Source organism: Ancylobacter sp. WKF20, assembly GCF_029760895.1.
In the GTDB taxonomy this organism is placed as follows: domain Bacteria; phylum Pseudomonadota; class Alphaproteobacteria; order Rhizobiales; family Xanthobacteraceae; genus Ancylobacter.
Genome location: NZ_CP121679.1, coordinates 4,084,062 through 4,100,480 on the forward strand (window position 1 = coordinate 4,084,062; position 16,419 = coordinate 4,100,480).

13 protein-coding genes are annotated in these 16,419 nt (G+C 67.7%); 9 read left to right on the forward strand and 4 right to left on the reverse strand.

Features of this window, described 5'->3' with window-relative positions; translation table 11 throughout:
* Positions 1-65 precede the first annotated feature (65 nt).
* From treY to AncyloWKF20_RS18950, 4 genes are all read right to left on the reverse strand, one after another.
* Complete coding sequence (gene treY / locus AncyloWKF20_RS18935) at positions 66-2,684, reverse strand: malto-oligosyltrehalose synthase (protein WP_279315498.1); 2,619 nt, start codon at positions 2,682-2,684, stop codon at positions 66-68.
* Positions 2,681-4,459 carry a malto-oligosyltrehalose trehalohydrolase gene (treZ, locus tag AncyloWKF20_RS18940; RefSeq protein ID WP_279315499.1) on the reverse strand — a complete coding sequence of 593 codons (1,779 nt, stop codon included), beginning with the start codon at positions 4,457-4,459 and terminating at the stop codon, positions 2,681-2,683. The genes treY and treZ overlap by 4 nt, the downstream gene beginning before the upstream one ends.
* A complete protein-coding gene (gene glgX / locus AncyloWKF20_RS18945) occupies positions 4,456-6,519 on the reverse strand; it encodes a glycogen debranching protein GlgX (protein ID WP_279315500.1) in 2,064 nt (687 codons plus the stop codon). Before glgX ends, treZ begins: the two co-directional genes overlap by 4 nt.
* A 105-nt stretch (positions 6,520-6,624) precedes the next feature.
* On the reverse strand, positions 6,625-7,311 hold the full coding sequence (locus AncyloWKF20_RS18950) for a GntR family transcriptional regulator (RefSeq protein WP_279315501.1): 687 nt from the start codon (positions 7,309-7,311) through the stop codon (positions 6,625-6,627).
* Between the two features lie 313 nt (positions 7,312-7,624).
* Between AncyloWKF20_RS18950 and AncyloWKF20_RS18955 the strand changes: the two genes are divergently transcribed.
* The 9 genes from AncyloWKF20_RS18955 (at position 7,625) to AncyloWKF20_RS18995 (ending at position 16,418) form a co-directional block, all read left to right on the forward strand.
* Complete coding sequence (locus tag AncyloWKF20_RS18955; RefSeq protein WP_279315502.1) at positions 7,625-8,440, forward strand: transporter substrate-binding domain-containing protein; 816 nt, start codon at positions 7,625-7,627, stop codon at positions 8,438-8,440.
* Positions 8,441-8,628: 188 nt separating this feature from the next.
* Complete coding sequence (locus tag AncyloWKF20_RS18960) at positions 8,629-9,291, forward strand: amino acid ABC transporter permease (RefSeq protein WP_279315503.1); 663 nt, start codon at positions 8,629-8,631, stop codon at positions 9,289-9,291.
* A 45-nt stretch (positions 9,292-9,336) separates the two neighbouring features.
* On the forward strand, positions 9,337-9,990 hold the full coding sequence (locus AncyloWKF20_RS18965; protein WP_267585559.1) for an amino acid ABC transporter permease: 654 nt from the start codon (positions 9,337-9,339) through the stop codon (positions 9,988-9,990).
* Positions 9,991-9,998: 8 nt separating this feature from the next.
* Positions 9,999-10,724 carry an amino acid ABC transporter ATP-binding protein gene (locus AncyloWKF20_RS18970; RefSeq protein ID WP_279315505.1) on the forward strand — a complete coding sequence of 242 codons (726 nt, stop codon included), beginning with the start codon at positions 9,999-10,001 and terminating at the stop codon, positions 10,722-10,724.
* Between the two features lie 41 nt (positions 10,725-10,765).
* Positions 10,766-11,662, forward strand: a complete 897-nt coding sequence (locus AncyloWKF20_RS18975) for a dihydrodipicolinate synthase family protein (protein WP_213754810.1) — start codon at positions 10,766-10,768, stop codon at positions 11,660-11,662.
* A 135-nt stretch (positions 11,663-11,797) separates the two neighbouring features.
* Positions 11,798-13,057 carry an FAD-binding oxidoreductase gene (locus AncyloWKF20_RS18980; protein WP_279318030.1) on the forward strand — a complete coding sequence of 420 codons (1,260 nt, stop codon included), beginning with the start codon at positions 11,798-11,800 and terminating at the stop codon, positions 13,055-13,057.
* A gap of 10 nt (positions 13,058-13,067) precedes the next feature.
* The gene (locus AncyloWKF20_RS18985) at positions 13,068-14,069 is read left to right on the forward strand and encodes a 4-hydroxyproline epimerase (protein WP_279315506.1); all 1,002 of its coding nucleotides are present in this window, start codon (positions 13,068-13,070) and stop codon (positions 14,067-14,069) included.
* A 50-nt stretch (positions 14,070-14,119) separates the two neighbouring features.
* A complete protein-coding gene (locus AncyloWKF20_RS18990) occupies positions 14,120-15,223 on the forward strand; it encodes a cis-3-hydroxy-L-proline dehydratase (RefSeq protein WP_279315507.1) in 1,104 nt (367 codons plus the stop codon).
* 157 nt (positions 15,224-15,380) lie between these two features.
* Positions 15,381-16,418 carry a proline racemase family protein gene (locus AncyloWKF20_RS18995; protein ID WP_279315508.1) on the forward strand — a complete coding sequence of 346 codons (1,038 nt, stop codon included), beginning with the start codon at positions 15,381-15,383 and terminating at the stop codon, positions 16,416-16,418.
* The last annotated feature ends 1 nt before the right edge of the window (position 16,419 follow it).

The window sequence follows — 16,419 nt, forward strand, 5'->3', positions numbered from 1 at the left end:
CGGTGCCCGGTTCCATCGCCCACCGGCTTTATGCGGCGAGGGTTGCGCGCGCGGCGGCGGTGGGATCAGCCTTTGTGAAGGATCACAAGGGGATAGAGGGCATCGCGGGGGATCGGGGCGGTGCCGGGCTCCAGCGCCATGCCCTCCAGCGTGCGCCAGCCGGGCTCCGCCGGGGCGGGGAGGGCGAGGGCATCGGCGGCCTCCGGCGGCAGGCGGGTGGGCACGATGACCCGCACCGCCTGATCGCCCTGGCGCCGCTCGAAGCCGAACCAGCCCCAATCGGAGGCTGGCAGGTCGAGCGGGCGATAGTCGCCTTCCGTCAGCGCGCGGTTGGCGCGGCGCAGATTAAGCAGGAGGTGTGAAAATACCAGCTTCTCGGCATCGGCATCGCTCTCGTCGCGTGCGCCGGCTTCGAGCGCGGCGCTGCGGCGCTCCCAATCGACGGGGCGGCGATTATCCGGGTCGACCAGCGAGAAATCGCGGAATTCCGTTCCCTGATAGATATCTGGCGTGCCCGGCAAGGTGAGCTGGAGCGCGGTCTGGGCTAGGCTGACGAGGCGGGTGGCGGGGGCGAGCGCCTCCACCAGCGCTTCCAGCGCCTGCCGCACCGGGGCGCCGCGTTCCTCGGTGAGAATGGCGGCGCTGAACGCCTTGGCGGCGCCCTCATAGGCCTCGTCCGGCGTCTCCCAGTTGGAGTGCCGCTTGGCCTCGCGCAGCGCCTTGGTGAGGTAGCCGTCCATGCGCTCCGGCGAGATCGGCCAGGCCGACAAAAGCGTTTGCAGGATAAGCACTTGGTCGATGGCGTCGGGCATCACCCGCCCGTCCTCGGTTACCACCAGATTGCCGAGCACCGGCTCCTGCGTCGCCAGGAAGTTCAGCCACAGCGACGGGCGCTGGCTGAGCGCGTCGAGCCTAGCGCGGGTGTCGGGGCCGCGCTTGGTGTCGTGCGTCGCTAGTGGATTGAGATCGCGACGCTTTTCCACCGCGCGGGCGGTGAAGATGGCGTGCACCTCCTGCGGCGAACGGGCGGGGTGGTCGAGGCTGGAGCCGACCTCATTGACGGAGAGCAGGATCGGCGTGCGGTAGAGTTCGGTATCTTCATACCCCTTCGCCATGGCCGGCCCGCCGAGCTGCTGGAAGCGCACGCGGAATTGCCGGTCGCTGTCGTTCTGCGGCGCGGCCATGCGATCGAGCAGCACCTGCGCGGCCGCCGTGGTCAGCGGGTCTTCCGCCGCCGCGACGGCCGCGCCGATCTTCTGCCAAATGGCTGAATCTTCAGGAGAATAATCGTCCGTGGCATAGGAGCGGTAGACCGGGCAATGCACCAGCAGAGCGACCACGGCGTTGCGGATCGCGGTCTCGGTCAGGTCGCCCGCCTTCATCTCCGTGTCGAGCCCGTCGCGGGCGAGGGTGGTCAGCGTCTCCACTTCCGTGGAAAGGCTCGCCTCCAGTACCTGCTTCTTGGCGCTGGCGAGGCGGGTGGTGGCGGTGCCGGTAACAAGATGCCGCTCGCGCAGCGCCTCCTCGAAGGCAGCGTAGCCTTCGGAGGCGACGAACAGGCCATTGATGTCGTTCAGCCGTTCATAGCCGGTGGTGCCGTCGATCGGCCAGTCGCGCAGGCTCTCGCCCGGCTCGAGGATCTTCTCGATGACGATGAGCACGTCCGGTCCGACGGCCTTTCGCAAGCGATCGCAATAGGTTGCGGGGTCAACGAGGCCGTCGATATGGTCGACGCGCAGGCCATGGACGAGGCCGCGGCGGACGAGATCGAGCGGCAGGCGGTGAACCAGCTCGAACACTTCGGGGTCTTCGACGCGCACGCCGGCGAGATCGGTGATGTTGAAGAAGCGCCGGTAATTCAGGTCATGCGCCGCCGTGCGCCACCAGGCGAGGCGCCAGTGCTGGGCTTCGAGCAGGGAGGTAATATCTGCTTCCGCCAGCACCGTGTCGAAGGCCAGCCGGGTCACCGGATCGAGCCCGGACAGGTCGATCCGGCCCCCCTGAAACCGCGTGGAGGATGAGTGCAGTGTGGTGGACGATGAGGCCAATCTGTCCAGCGCATTGGCCGATCTGTCCGATGTGTCCGGGCTCTCCGCCGCGGCCGCGATGTGGACGGCGGCCGGCAGGCGGGCGACCAGTTCGGCGATGCTCTCCTGCCGCAGCGGGAAGCGCTGCTCGCCATAGACCACTACGTCGATGCCGCCGCGTGCCTCATTGACCGCGAGGGTGATCTGCCCGGCCTCGATGGTCGCCTGCAAGGGATCGCCGAGCACGGGTAGCACCAGCCGGCCCTTGTCCCAGGCGACGTCGAAAATGCGGGCGGCGGGGCTGTCGGGGCCGCCTTCCAGCATGTTGAGCCAGAACGGGTTCTGGGTGGAGGCGGCCATGTGGTTCGGCACGATGTCGATGATGAGCCCCATGCCGTGCCGCTTGAGCGCCGCGCACAGGCTGAGCAGCCCGTCCTCGCCGCCTAGCTCCGGGTTCACCCTTGTGGGGTCGGCGACGTCATAGCCATGGGTCGAGCCCGCCACCGCGAGGGTGATCGGCGAGGCGTAGAGGTGGCTGATGCCGAGCCGGGCGAGATAGGGCACCAGCGCCTCGGCCTTGCTGAACGGGAAGTCGCGGTGGAACTGCAGCCGGTAGGTGGCCGAGAGGGAGGGCATCGGGGCGGGCGTCATCGTCATCGGGCGGGCAAGCTCCAGAAGGCGGCGGCGACGGGGCCGAGGGCGAGCCGGCCGGGGGCGGGCTGGGCCATCGAGCCGACGCGGGCATCCGGCGGCTCGGAAGGGGCGTGAATGGTGCTGCGGCTGTCCTGAAGGTTGAGCGCCATGACGAGCTCGCCGCCCTCATAGCGCCAGCGGGCGAGCAGGGCGTCGCCGCTGCGCTCGACTTCCGATCCGCGATAGGCGGTGGCGGTGATCGGCCACACGAGGCGGCGGCGAGTCTCCGCGAGGCTCGCGAAGGCCGCCAGTTCCGCCCGTGCCTTCTCGGACGCCAGCGCCTCATCGGTGATGACGGCGGAGCGGAAGGTCGCCTCGTCCAGCGGGTCGGGGAATTCCGCCTCGCCATGGGCTTTGAAGAAGTCGCCGAACTCGGCCTTGCGCCCCTTGCGCACCGCGTCGGCCAGCTCGCCCTCGAAGTCGCAGAAGAACGGGAAGGGCGTCGGCAGCAGGGCTTCCTCGCCTTGGAACAGCATGGGGATTTCCGGCGACAGCATCAGCACGAAGCGCAGCACGGCAAGGCGTTCGGCCGCCAGCGAGCCGGCGAGCCGGTCGCCCAGCGGGCGGTTGCCGATATGGTCGTGGTTCTGCACGAAGCTGACGAAGGCATCGGGCGGCAGGTGATCGGACTTCGTGCCGCGCGGATGGCCGTCCGCGTCCGGGTACGGGTCGCCCTGATAGACGAAGCCCTGCCCAAGCGCGCGCGCGGCGGCCTCGGTGGCGTCCTTCGCATAGGGCGCGTAATAGCCGGTGGTCTCGCCCGAGCCGAGCACATGCAGCGCGTGGTGCCAGTCGTCGTTCCACTGCGCGGTGTAGAGCGTGTCCTCGCGGATCAGCCATTCGGCGATGTTGTCGTGGTTCTCCAGCACGAGGAAGGCGTCGGGCCGCACCGCGCGACAGGCCATTGCCAGTTCGCGCAGGAAGGTTTCCGCGCCATCGGTGGCGAGGGCGTGGACGGCGTCGAAGCGCAGGCCATCGAAGCCGAAATCGGCCAGCCAATAGGCGGCGTTCTGGCTGAAGAAGTCCCGCACCAGCGGGTTCTCAAGATCGATCGCCGGACCCCAGGGGGTGGAGATGTCCTCCCGGAAGAAGCTCTTGGCGTAGAGCGGCAGGTAATTCCCGCTCGGGCCGAAATGGTTGTAGACCACGTCCAGCATCACGCCGAGGCCGCGCGCATGGGCGGCGTCGATCAGCGCGCGCAGGTCATCCGGCGTGCCATAGGCGCGGTCCGGCGCGTAAAGCAGCACCCCGTCATAGCCCCAGTTGCGCCGGCCGGGGAAATCGTTGACCGGCATCAGCTCGATCACGGTGAAGCCGGCGTCGCGGTAATGGTCGAGCCGCTCGATGAGGCCGAGAAACGTGCCGGCCGGGGTGGCCGTTCCCACATGCACCTCGGCGATCACCGCCTCATGCCAGGGCTTCGACCAGTCGCGGGGAAGGTTCGCGGGCGGGGCAACCAGCACGCTCCAGCCATCGGCGTCCTCCGCCTGCATGCGCGAGGCCGGATCCGGCACCGGCTGATCACCGATGCGGAAACGGTAGCGCGCGCCGGGGGCGAGGCCGTCTACTTCGCCGGCAAAAAATCCGTCATCCGTGCGGGTGAGGGCGAGGGGCGCCCGCCCCTCGATCTCCACTTCGACCCCCGGCACGTCCGGCGCTAAGAGGCGGAAGCGGGCGCCCGAAGCGGTCAGCTCCGGGCCGAAGTGGCGAGAGGTGTGGCGGCGCGGGGTGTCGTTCATTCCCGCCATTCCCAGACCAGCAGGGTGCGCGCCGGCAGGGTGAAGCTCTGCCCGCCGCCGAGCCTGCCACCTTCAAGATCGTCGCCCGTGGCGAGAACGGCCTCCCAGCCGCCGGACTGCACCGGCGGGGAGACGACCTCGACATCGACATGCGAGGAATTCAGCATGATGGCCAGCGAGGGCTCGTCGGGCATCACCGGGGCGAGGCGCACGGTGATGCATTTGGAGTGCGGGTTGGCCCAGTCCTCCTCGCGCATCCGCTCGCCGGCCGTGTTGAACCAGGCGACATCCGGCTGGCCCATCTCATTGCGCGCGCCGGTGAGGAACTCCGGGCGCGACAGCGAGGAGTGGCGCTTGCGCAGATCGGCAAGGCGGGCGACGAAGGCCGGCAGCTCCGGGTCGTCATTCGACCAGTCGACCCAGCCGATCTCGTTGTCCTGGCAATAGGCGTTGTTGTTGCCGCCCTGCGAGTTGGAGCGCTCATCGCCCGCCAGCAGCATGGGCACGCCCTGGCTGAGGAACAGTGTGGCGATCAGATTGCGCTTCTGGCGGCGGCGCAGCGCGTTGATGCCCTCATCCTCGGTCTCGCCCTCGACGCCGCAATTCCAGCTCTTGTTGTCGTCGTGACCGTCGCGGTTGCCCTCGCCATTCGCCTCATTGTGCTTGTCGTTGTAGGTGACGAGGTCGTGCAGGGTGAAGCCGTCATGGGCGGTGATGAAGTTCACGCTCGACCACGGCCGGCGGCGGCCTTCCGAGAAGATGTCCTGCGAGGCGGCGAAGCGCGTGGCGAAGGCGCCGATCAGCCCTTCCGAGCCGCACCAGAACTCGCGGACCTTGTCGCGGTAGTCGCCGTTCCACTCCGAGAAGCCGGGCGGGAAGGCGCCGAGCTGGTAGCCGCCGGGGCCGATATCCCACGGCTCGGCGATCAGCTTCAGGCCGCCGAGGGTGGGATCCTGAAGGATGGCGTTGAAGAAGGCGTGGCCGGGATCGAAGCCGGTCGGGCGGCGCCCGAGCGTGGTGGCGAGATCGAAGCGGAAGCCATCAATGCCATAGGTGCCGGCCCACATGCGCAGTGAGTCCATCACCATCTGCAGCACGCGCGGATGATCGGTGTTCAGCGAATTGCCGCAGCCGGTCATGTCGTCATAGTAGCGGGGATTGCCGGGCAGGGTCCGGTAGTAGGAGGCGTTGTCGATGCCCTTGAAGGAGAGCATCGGCCCGAGATGATTGCCCTCGCAGCTGTGGTTGTAGACCACGTCGAGAATGATCTCGATGCCGGCCTGGTGCAGCCGGTCGACCGCCTCGCCGATCGCTTCCAGCCCGTCCTCGCCGAGATAGCGCGGCTCCGGCGCGAAGAAGTTCAGCGTGTTGTAGCCCCAGTAATTGGACAGGCCGGAATCGACGAGGTGGCGGTCCTGCGCGAAGGCGTGGACCGGCAGCAGTTCCACGGCGGTGACCCCGAGGCCGGCGATGTAGTCGACGAATTCCGGCTGGCCGAGCGCGGTGAAGGTGCCGCGGATCGATTCCGGGATCATCGGGTGGCGCATGGTGAGGCCGCGCACATGGCCTTCATAGATGACGGTCTTGGCCCAGGAGACGCGCGGATGGCCGGTCGAGGCCATCGGCGTGCCGGCGACCACGCGGGCCTTGGGCATGAAGGGCGCGCTGTCGCGCTCGTCCATCACGAGGTCGGCGTCGTCGCCCGCGCCGATCGTGTAGCCATAGAGCGCATCATCCCATTTGATGTTGCCGACCAGCATCCGCGCATAGGGGTCGAGCAGCAGCTTGTTGGCGTTGAAGCGGTGGCCGGCCTCCGGCGCCCAGGGGCCATGAACGCGCCAGCCATAGACCTGCCCGCGCCCGACGCCCGGCAGATGGCAGTGCCAGACGCCGTTGGTGCATTCATGCAGGTCGATCCGCTCGACCTCGGTCTCGCCATAGCGGTCGAACAGGCAGAGCGTGACGCCGGTCGCGTTGTCGGAGAACAGGGCGAAATTGGTGCCCGTGCTGTCAACCGTGACACCGAGCGGAAAGGCGGAGCCGGGCAGGACCGTGCGCATGCGGGGGCGGTACTCGTTTCAGGTTGAGGGTGCCTGTAAACGACGCCGCCCCGCCCCGCGTTCCTCCCCGTGGCTCCAGAATTTTCGCCGCGTCCGCCGGGCGGCTCAGCCCTTCGCGTCGTCCCGCGCCGTGCGGGTGCGCTCGAGGAAGCTGACCAGCGAGGCGCAGGCGCCGAGAATATGCTCGCGCGTGAGGCGCGCGGCAGTGTCGGCGTCGCGGGCGATGCAGGCGTCCAATATGCCCTCATGCTCGCGGCGGGCGCGGGCCATGCCGTCTGTCAGCACCAGCTGGGCGCGCAGATAGCGGTCCACGCGGTCGAGCGCGGTGCGGATGGTCTGCAGGTAATAGGGCCGCCCTGCCGCCTCATAGAGCGTGTAGTGGAACTGCCGGTTCAGCTCGCCCCAATGCGAGGAATCCGGCTCGGTGGAGAAGGCGTGGGCGTAGCTTTTCGCCGTCTCCAGCCCGGCGGCGGAGATGCGCTCGACCGAATAGCGCAGGATTTCCGGCTCCAGCAGCGCGCGGAACTCGAAGATTTCGCGGATCTCGTCGATGGACAGGGTGGTGACGACGGCGCCGCGGTAGCGCTGGGTCGAGACGAGGCCCTGTTCCTCGAGCCGGGTCAGCGCCTCGCGCACCGGGATGCGGCTGACGTTGAACATCTTGGCGATGTGGTCCTGGCGGAGCGTCTGGCCCTCGGTGATGTCGCCCTTGGCGATGGCCTCGCGCAGCGCGTCGAAGATCACGTCCGAGGCGGATGCCATCTGGGCGATGTCCGTTGCCTTGACCTTCACCTGATCCCCTCCGGCCTGCGCCGCGCGTCTGTCTGCGGGCCGCGATTCGAGCGGCCCTTCTGATTGTACCCACACTGCAATTTCGCCCGCAGCGAGGCCAGAGCCTCACCGGCAGGCATGGAGGCGCCGTGCCCAAGAAATTCGCAGCGTATGCTGTAAAAAGGATATTGCAACTTGGATCCAAAAATTGGAAGCTCCCTCCGCCGCCGCTGACGAGCCCGGGACGCAGCCATCGGGAAGAGCCCCGAAGGTCGCGTTCCACCCGCCGAGGGCGGCCCAGAATCACGGGACACCTTCCAAAAGGAGAGCCGTCATGGCCAAGGCATTCGGCGCACTCGCCGCCGCGGTACTCACGCTCGCTTGCGCGCTCCCCGCGCAGGCCGACAAGCTCGACGACATCATCGCTTCCGGCACGCTGCGCTGCGCGGTGGTGCTCGACTTCCCGCCCATGGGCTCGCGCGACGCCAGCAACAACCCGATCGGCTTCGACGTCGATTACTGCAACGACCTCGCCAAGGCGCTGGGCGTGAAGGCCGAGGTCGTCGAGACCCCGTTCCCCGACCGCATTCCCGCGCTGGTCTCCGGCCGCGTCGATGTCGGCGTCGCCTCGACCTCCGACACGCTGGAGCGCGCCAAGACCGCCGGCTTCACCATTCCCTACTTCGCCTTCAAGATGGTGGTGCTGACCAAGGACGGTCTCGGCATCAAGGATTACGCCGACCTGAAGGGCAAGAAGACCGGCTCGGTCTCCGGCACCTTCGAGGCGCTGGCGCTGGAGAAAGACGTGAAGGCCTGGGGCGCCGGCACCACCTTCCGCGCCTACCAGAACCAGGCCGACGTGTTCCTCGCGTTGGCGCAGGGCCAGATCGACGCCACGGTGGTCACCTCCACCGTCGCCGCCGCCACCGTGAAGGACGGCAAGTTCAAGGGCCTGATGATGGGCGGCGATGCGCCCTATGACATCGACTATGTCGCGCTGATCGCCCTGCGCAACGAGCAGGGCCTCATCAACTACCTGAACCTGTTCATCAACCAGCAGGTCCGCACCGGCCGCTACAAGGCGCTCTACGACAAGTGGATCGGCCTCGGCACCGCACCCGACCTGACCGTGCCCGGCGTCTATCGCTGAGCGCCGCCTAACGTCATCCCGGACGGCCGGCAGGCCGATCCGGGATCGTCCGCAGGATTTGCGAGCGATCCCGGCTCTCCGCTTCGCGGAGCTTGCCCTTGGGCTTGCCAAAGGCAAGACCCGAGGGGCCAGGATGACGAACTGAGATCCTCCTTGCAGATCCCGATCGAGCCGGACTGACAAGAACCATGAACTACACCTTTCACTGGCTGCCGGCGTTCCGTGCGCTGCCCGACATGCTGTGGGGCGCGCTGGTGACGCTTGAGGTCGCCGTGCTCTCCATGCTGCTCGGCGTGTTCTTCGCCGTGCTGCTGGCGCTGGGCTCGGGCTCGAAGTACCGCGTGCTGCGGGGCCTCGCCACGAGCTGGATCGAGCTGGCCCGCAACACGCCGGCGCTGTTCCAGATCTACATGGCCTATTTCGGCCTCGGCTCGCTCGGCATCCATCTCGACAGCTTCCCGGCGCTGCTCGCCGGCATCACCTTCAACAATGCCGGCTATCTCGCCGAGACCTTCCGCGGCGGCCTGCGCGCCGTGCCGCCGACGCAAGTGCGCGCCGCCCGCTCGCTCGGCATGGGGCAGATCCAGGCCTTCCGGCTGATCGTGCTGCCGCAGATGTTCCGCGTGGTGTTCTACCCGCTGACCAACCAGATGGTGTGGGCGATCCTGATGACCTCGCTCGGCGTCATCGTCGGGCTGAACAACGACCTCACCGGCGTGACGCAGGAGCTGAATGTCCGCTCCTTCCGTACCTTCGAATATTTCGCGCTGGCGGCGGTGATTTATTACCTGCTCGCCAAGCTCGTCACCCTCTCCGCCCGCCTTCTGGCGTGGCGCCTGTTCCGCTACTGAGGAGATCCGCCGATGTTCTCCTCCATCTCCACGTTCGTCGCCTCGCTGTTCGACACCTCCTTCTCGCTGAACGACCTGATGTTCATGCTGAAGGGCGCCGGGGTGACGCTGGCGCTCACCTTCTGGGCGGTGCTGGGCGGCACGCTGCTCGGCATCGTGTTCGGCGTCATCCGCGCCATCGCGCCCTGGTGGGTAAACCTGCCCATCGGCATCGTGCTCGACGTGTTCCGCTCCATCCCGCTGCTGATCCAGCTGGTGCTGGCCAACTCGTTCAAGACCATCATCGGCATTCGCTGGGATTCCTTCACCGTCGGCTGCGTGGTACTGGCGCTCTACACCTGCGCCTACTGCACGGAGATCGTGCGCTCGGGCTTCCTCGCCGTGCCGCCGACCACCCGGCGCGCCGCCCGCTCGCTCGGCCTGAGCTGGACGCAGGATCTCACCGCCATCGTCTTCCCGATCGCGCTGCGCGTCGCCCTGCCGAGCTGGATCGGCCTGACGCTCGGCGTGATGAAGGACACCGCCATGGTGTGGTGGATCGGCGTGGTCGAGCTCCTGCGCTCCTCGCAGGTCATCGTCACCCGCATCCAGGAGCCGCTCTTCGTGCTCTCCATCGCCGGGCTGATCTATTTCCTGATGAGCTTCCCCATCGCCCGCCTCGGGGCGCGGCTGGAGAAGCGCTGGCGCGAAAACGACTGAGAAAACCCATGTCGATCGAGATCAAGGACGTTCACAAATCCTTCGGCGCGCTGGACGTGGTCAAGGGCGTCACCATGACCGTCGAGAAGGGCGAGGTCGTCTCCGTCATCGGCGGGTCGGGCTCGGGCAAGTCGACCCTGCTCATGTGCATCAACGGGCTGGAGCCGATCAATGCGGGTCACATCCTCGTCGACGGCACCGATGTCCATGCCCGCGGCACCGACCTCAACAAGCTGCGCCGCAAGATCGGCATCGTCTTCCAGCAGTGGAACGCGTTCCCTCATCTGACCGTGCTGGAAAACGTGATGCTGGCCCCGCGAAAAGTGCTCGGCAAGTCACGCGCCGAGGCCGAGGCCATCGCGGTGGAAAAGCTCTCCCATGTCGGCCTGGCCGAGAAGCTGAAGGTCTATCCCTCCCGGCTTTCCGGCGGCCAGCAGCAGCGCATGGCGATTGCCCGCGCGCTCGCCATGTCGCCCGACTACATGCTGTTCGACGAGGTGACCTCGGCTCTCGACCCGCAGCTGGTCGGCGAGGTATTGGACACGATGAGGCTCCTGTCTTCCGAGGGCATGACGATGATCGTGGTGACCCATGAGATCGCCTTTGCCCGCGAGGTCTCGAACCGCGTGGCCTTCTTCCACAAGGGCCGGATCCACGAGATCGGCCCGCCGGCGCAGGTGATCGGCGCTCCCCGCGAGCCCGAGACCGTCGCCTTCCTCAAATCCGTCCTCTGAGAACCCGGACGATCCCTTTCAACGATTCAGGAGTGCTTCCCATGTGGCAGGGCGTCTTTCCCGCCGTAACCGCCAAGTTCAACGCCGACGACACGCTCGACCATGCCGAGATGGAGCGCTGCTTCGCGTTCCAGATCGCCTCCGGCGTTGACGGCATCATCGTCAATGGCTCGCTCGGCGAAGGCCCGATGCTCTCCCATGACGAGCGCCTGGCCGTGCTGAAGACCGCCAAGTCCGTGGCGGGCGGCAAGCCGGTGCTGATGACCATTGCGGATGCCGCGACGCGCGACTGCGCGAGCCTTGCCAAGCGCGCCGCCAGCGCCGGGGCGGACGGGCTGATGATCGTGCCGAGCCTCGTCTACCACACCAACCCGAAGGAGACGGTGGGCACGCTCTCGGCGATCGCTCAGGCCGCCGACCTGCCGGTGATGATCTATTCCAACCGCGTCGCCTATCGGGTGGATGTCACGGTCGAGATCATGGCTGAGCTCGCCAAGGACAAGCGCTTCGTCGCGGTGAAGGAATCCTCCGACGACATCCGCCGCACCATCGACCTGCAGAACGCCTTTGGCGACCGCTTCGACATCTTCACCGGCGTCGACAACCTCGCTTATGAGGCGCTAGCCGTCGGCGCGGTCGGCTGGGTCGCCGGCCTCGTGGTGGCCTTCCCGGAAGAGACCGTCGCGCTCTACCGGCTGATGAAGCAGAAGCGCTATGACGAGGCGCTGGTGCTTTATCGCTGGTTCCGCCCGCTGCTCGACCTCGATGTGTCCAGCTACCTCGTGCAGAACCTGAAGCTCGTCGAGGCGATCGTGACCGGCACGACTGAGCGCGTGCGCGCCCCGCGCCTGCCGCTCGAAGGCGCCCAGCGTGCGCTCGTCGAGAAGATCGTCGCGGACGCGCTGGCGAACCGCCCGGCGCTCGCCAAGGCGGCGTGAGGGAGCGTCGCCTCCGGCCGGGATCACGTCATCCCGGCCAAGGCGAAGCCGAAGAGCCGGGATCGCCACCCGGATTATGACGCGATCCCGGATACGGCCTGTGGCCGTTCCGGGATGACGACCTCCAGCGCGGTAATGAGCGTGCCCTCATCTTCCCCTCCGAACGACATCGCCGTCATCGGCGCCGGCATTGTCGGCCTCGCCTGCGCCTTTCATCTGCAGGCGGCCGGTTGCTCGGTCGTGCTGGTGGAACGCGGCGGCATTGCCGAGGGGGCGAGCTTCGGCAATGCCGGCGCCTTCGCCTTCACCGACATCTTGCCGCTGGCCTCGCCGGGAATTCTGCGCAAGGCACCGGGGTGGCTCATCGACCCGCTCGGGCCGCTCGCCATTCCGCCCGCCTATGCGCTGAACATCGCGCCGTGGCTGCTGCGCTTCTGGCGCGCCAGCTTGCCGGACCGTTACGCCCATTCGCTGAGCGTGCAGAGCGCGATGATGCGCCTTGCCGCCAGCGCAATGGCGGAGATGGTGGCGGGCGCCGGGCTCGCCTCGCATGTGCGCGCCGATGGCAATCTCCAGCTCTATGAGAGCGAGGCCGAGCTTGCCGCCGCGCAGCCGGGCTGGGACGCACGGGCGAAGGAGGGCATCGCCTTCGAGCATGTGCGCGGCGAACGCCTCGCGCAGCTTCAGCCGGGCCTTGCCCCGCGCTTTGTCGCCGGCACCTTCACGCCGAACTGGAAGACGGTGGCGGACCCCTATCATTTCGCCCTCGCTCTGTTCGAGCAGGTGATGGCGCGCGGCGCCCGCATCGTCAGCGGGGAGGTGGTGGCCATCGAGCCGCAGACCGCCGGCGTGAGCCTGCGCCTCACGGACGGTACGACGATCAACGCCGCGCAGGCGGTGCTTGCCGGCGGCGCCTGGTCGCGCCCGCTCGCCGCGGCGCTGGGGGACCGCGTGCCGCTGGAGACCGAGCGCGGCTACAACACAACCTTGCCGCCCGGTGCCTTCGATGTGCGGCGCCAGCTCACCTTTGGCGGGCACGGCTTCGTCGTCACCCCGCTCTCCACCGGCATCCGCGTCGGCGGGGCGGTGGAGCTGGGCGGGCTGAAGGCGCCGCCGAACTACAAGCGCTCGCAGGCCATGCTGACCAAGGCCGCCGCCTTCCTGCCGGGGCTGAAGACGACGGGCGGCACGCAATGGATGGGCTTTCGCCCCTCGCTGCCGGATTCGCTCCCCGTCATCGGCCGGGCGAGCGCCGATCCGCGCATCATCCACGCCTTCGGCCATGGCCATCTCGGCCTGACCCAGAGCGCGGCGACCGGCCGGCTGGTGGCCGAGCTTGCCACCGGGCGACCGCTATCGCTTGATCTCTCCCCCTTCCGCCCGACACGCTTCTGACGAGACCCACATGGCGCGACACAGCTTCTTCTGCATAGACGGCCACACCTGCGGCAATCCCGTGCGTCTGGTGGCGGGCGGCGGGCCGAACCTCACCGGTTCGACCATGATCGAGAAGCGCGCCCATTTCCTGAGGGAGTTCGACTGGATCCGCACCGGGCTGATGTTCGAGCCGCGCGGCCACGACATGATGTCGGGCTCGATCCTCTACCCGCCGACGCGGCCCGATTGCGATGTCGCCATCCTGTTCATCGAGACCTCGGGCTGCCTGCCCATGTGCGGCCACGGCACCATCGGCACGGTGACGATGGCGATCGAGCACGGCCTCGTCACGCCGAAGACGCCGGGCGTCCTGATGCTCGACACCCCCGCCGGCGTGGTGAAGGCCGAGTACACGCAGGTCGGCCAATATGTGGAGGAGGTGCGCATCACCAATGTGCCCGGCTTCCTCTACGCGCAGGGCCTGACCGCCGAATGCCCGGAGATCGGCGAGGTGACGGTGGATGTCGCCTATGGCGGCAATTTCTACGCCATCGTCGAGCCGCAGCCCGCCTTCCGCGACATGGCCGATTTCACCGCCGGCCAGCTCGTCGGCATGAGCCCCGGCCTGCGCAAGGCGCTGAACGCGAAGTACGACTTCGTCCATCCCGAGAAGCCGGAGATCCGCGGCCTCTCGCACATCCTGTGGACCGGCGCTGCCCGCCACCCGGAAGCGCAGGCGCGCAACGCGGTGTTCTATGGCGACAAGGCGATCGACCGCTCGCCCTGCGGCACCGGCACCTCCGCGCGCATGGCGCAGCTCGCCGCCCTCGGCCAGCTCCGCGTCGGCGATGATTTCGTGCATGAGAGCATCATCGGCTCACTGTTCAAGGGCCGCGTCGAGGCTGCCGTCAAGGTGGGCGAGCGCGACGCGATCATCCCCTCCATCGGCGGCTGGGCGCGGATGACCGGCTACAACACCATCTTCATCGACGACCGCGACCCCTTCGCCCACGGCTTCGTCGTGGTGTGAGGAAAGGTGCGGGCGCTCCGCGCGCGGCAACGGCAGAAACGGAAACCACCATGAAGATCACCGGCATCAAGGCCTACAAGGTCGGGCTCCCGCTCCGGGAAGGCCGCTACAACTGGTCGAACGGCAATTTCATCGAGGTGTTCGATTCCACCGTCGTCGCCGTGGAGACCGATGCCGGCATCACCGGCTATGCCGAATGCTGCCCGCTCGGCTCGGCCTATCTGCCGGCCTATGCCCATGGCGTGCGCGCCGGCCTCGAGGAACTCGGCCCCAAGGTGATCGGCCTCGACCCGACCGATCTCAACGTGCTGAACCGCCACATGGACGCGGTGCTGCGCGGCCACCCCTATGTGAAGGCGCCGATCGACATCGCCTGCTGGGACATTCTCGGCAAGGCGACCGGGCTGCCGGTCTACAAGCTGCTGGGCGGCGCGGCGCAGGAAAAGATCGCCCTCTACCGCGCCATCTCGCAGGAGGCGCCGGAGGTGATGGCGAAGAAGATCGCCGGCTACAAGGCCGAGGGCTACACCAAGTTCCAGCTGAAAGTGGGCGGCGATGCCGATCAGGACATCGACCGCATCCGCGCCACCCGCGAAATCCTGGACCCCACCGACATTCTGGTCGCCGATGCCAATACCGGCTGGACGCGGGCGGAAGCCGCGCGCATCTGCGCCGAGGTGGCGGACCTCGATGTCTATATCGAGCAGCCCTGCCCGACCTATGAGGAGTGCCTGTCGGTGCGCGCCCGCACCGCGCGGCCCTTCGTACTCGACGAGGTGATCGACGGCGTCGGTACGCTGATGAAGGCGCTGGCGGACGACGCCATGGACATCATCAATCTGAAGATCTCCAAGGTCGGCGGCCTCACCAAGGCGCGGCTGATGCGCGACATCTGCGTCGCCTCGGGCACGCCGATGACCATCGAGGACACCTGGGGCGGCGACATCGTCACCGCCACCATCGCCCATCTCGCCCGCTCGACGCCGGAGGAGTTCTGCTTCTCGGCGACCGATTTCAACAGCTACGGCACGGTCGACATCGCCCAAGGCGCGCCCAAGCGCGACCACGGCTTCATGACCGCATCCGACGCGCCGGGCCTCGGCATCGAGCCCATCTTCGCCGCGCTCGGCGAGCCGGTGGTGGTGATCGGCTGAAAACTTTCGCTCCCTCTCCCCGACGGGGAGAGGGTCGGGGTGAGGGGTCTTCGACGCTCCGCAATCGTGGCGCCCCTCACCGACCCGCTTCGCGGGCCACCTCTCCCCGACGTGGAGAGGGTTAAGTTGTCGCTCCCGCCCACCCACGAGGCCCGCCATGCGCTCATCCAAGGTCATCCATGTCGTCGGCTGTCATGCGGAAGGCGAGGTGGGCGATGTCATTGTCGGCGGTGTCGCGCCGCCGCCGGGCGATACCGTGTGGGCGCAGTCGCGTTTTATCGCCAGCGACAACACGCTGCGCAATTTCGTGCTGCAGGAACCGCGCGGCGGGGTGTTCCGCCATGTGAACCTCTTGGTGCCGCCGAAGAACCCGCAGGCGGTGGCGGCCTTCATCATCATGGAGCCGGAAGACACCCCGCCCATGTCCGGCTCGAACTCGATCTGCGTCGCCACCGTGCTGCTCGACACCGGCATCGTGCCGATGGTCGAGCCGGAAACCCATATGGTGCTGGAGGCGCCGGGCGGGCTGATCGAGGCGACCGCCTATTGCCGGGACGGCAAGGCCGAGCGGATCAAGGTGACCAACCATCCCTCCTTCGCCGACAAGCTCGACGCGCAGCTGGAGGTGGAGGGGCTCGGCACGCTCACCGTCGACACCGCCTATGGCGGCGACAGCTTCGTCATCGTCGACGCTCATGCGCTCGGCTTCTCCATCCGGCCCGACGAGGCGAAGGATCTCGCCGAGACCGGCATGAAGATCGTCAAGGCCGCGAACCGCCAGCTGGGGTTCAGGCACCCGGAGAATGCCGACTGGAACCACATCTCGTTCTGCAAGTTCGCCGCGCCGGTCGAGGTGGTCGACGGGGTGAAGCAGGGGGCGAACGCGGTGGCGATCCGGCCCGGCAAGATCGACCGCTCGCCCACCGGCACCGGCTGCTCGGCCCGCATGGCGGTGCTGCACGCCAAGGGGCAGCTCGGCGTCGGAGAGACCTTCATCGGCCGCTCGATCATCGATTCCCGCTTCGATTGCCGGATCGAGGCCACGACCACGCTGGGCGGGCGCCCGGCGATCATCCCCTCCATCATGGGGCGGGCCTTCGTCACGCACCTGTCGCAGCTCATGCTCGATCCTGCCGACCCCTGGCCGACCGGCTATCGCCTCGCCGATACCTGGCCGGTCTGGACGCAGGATTGAA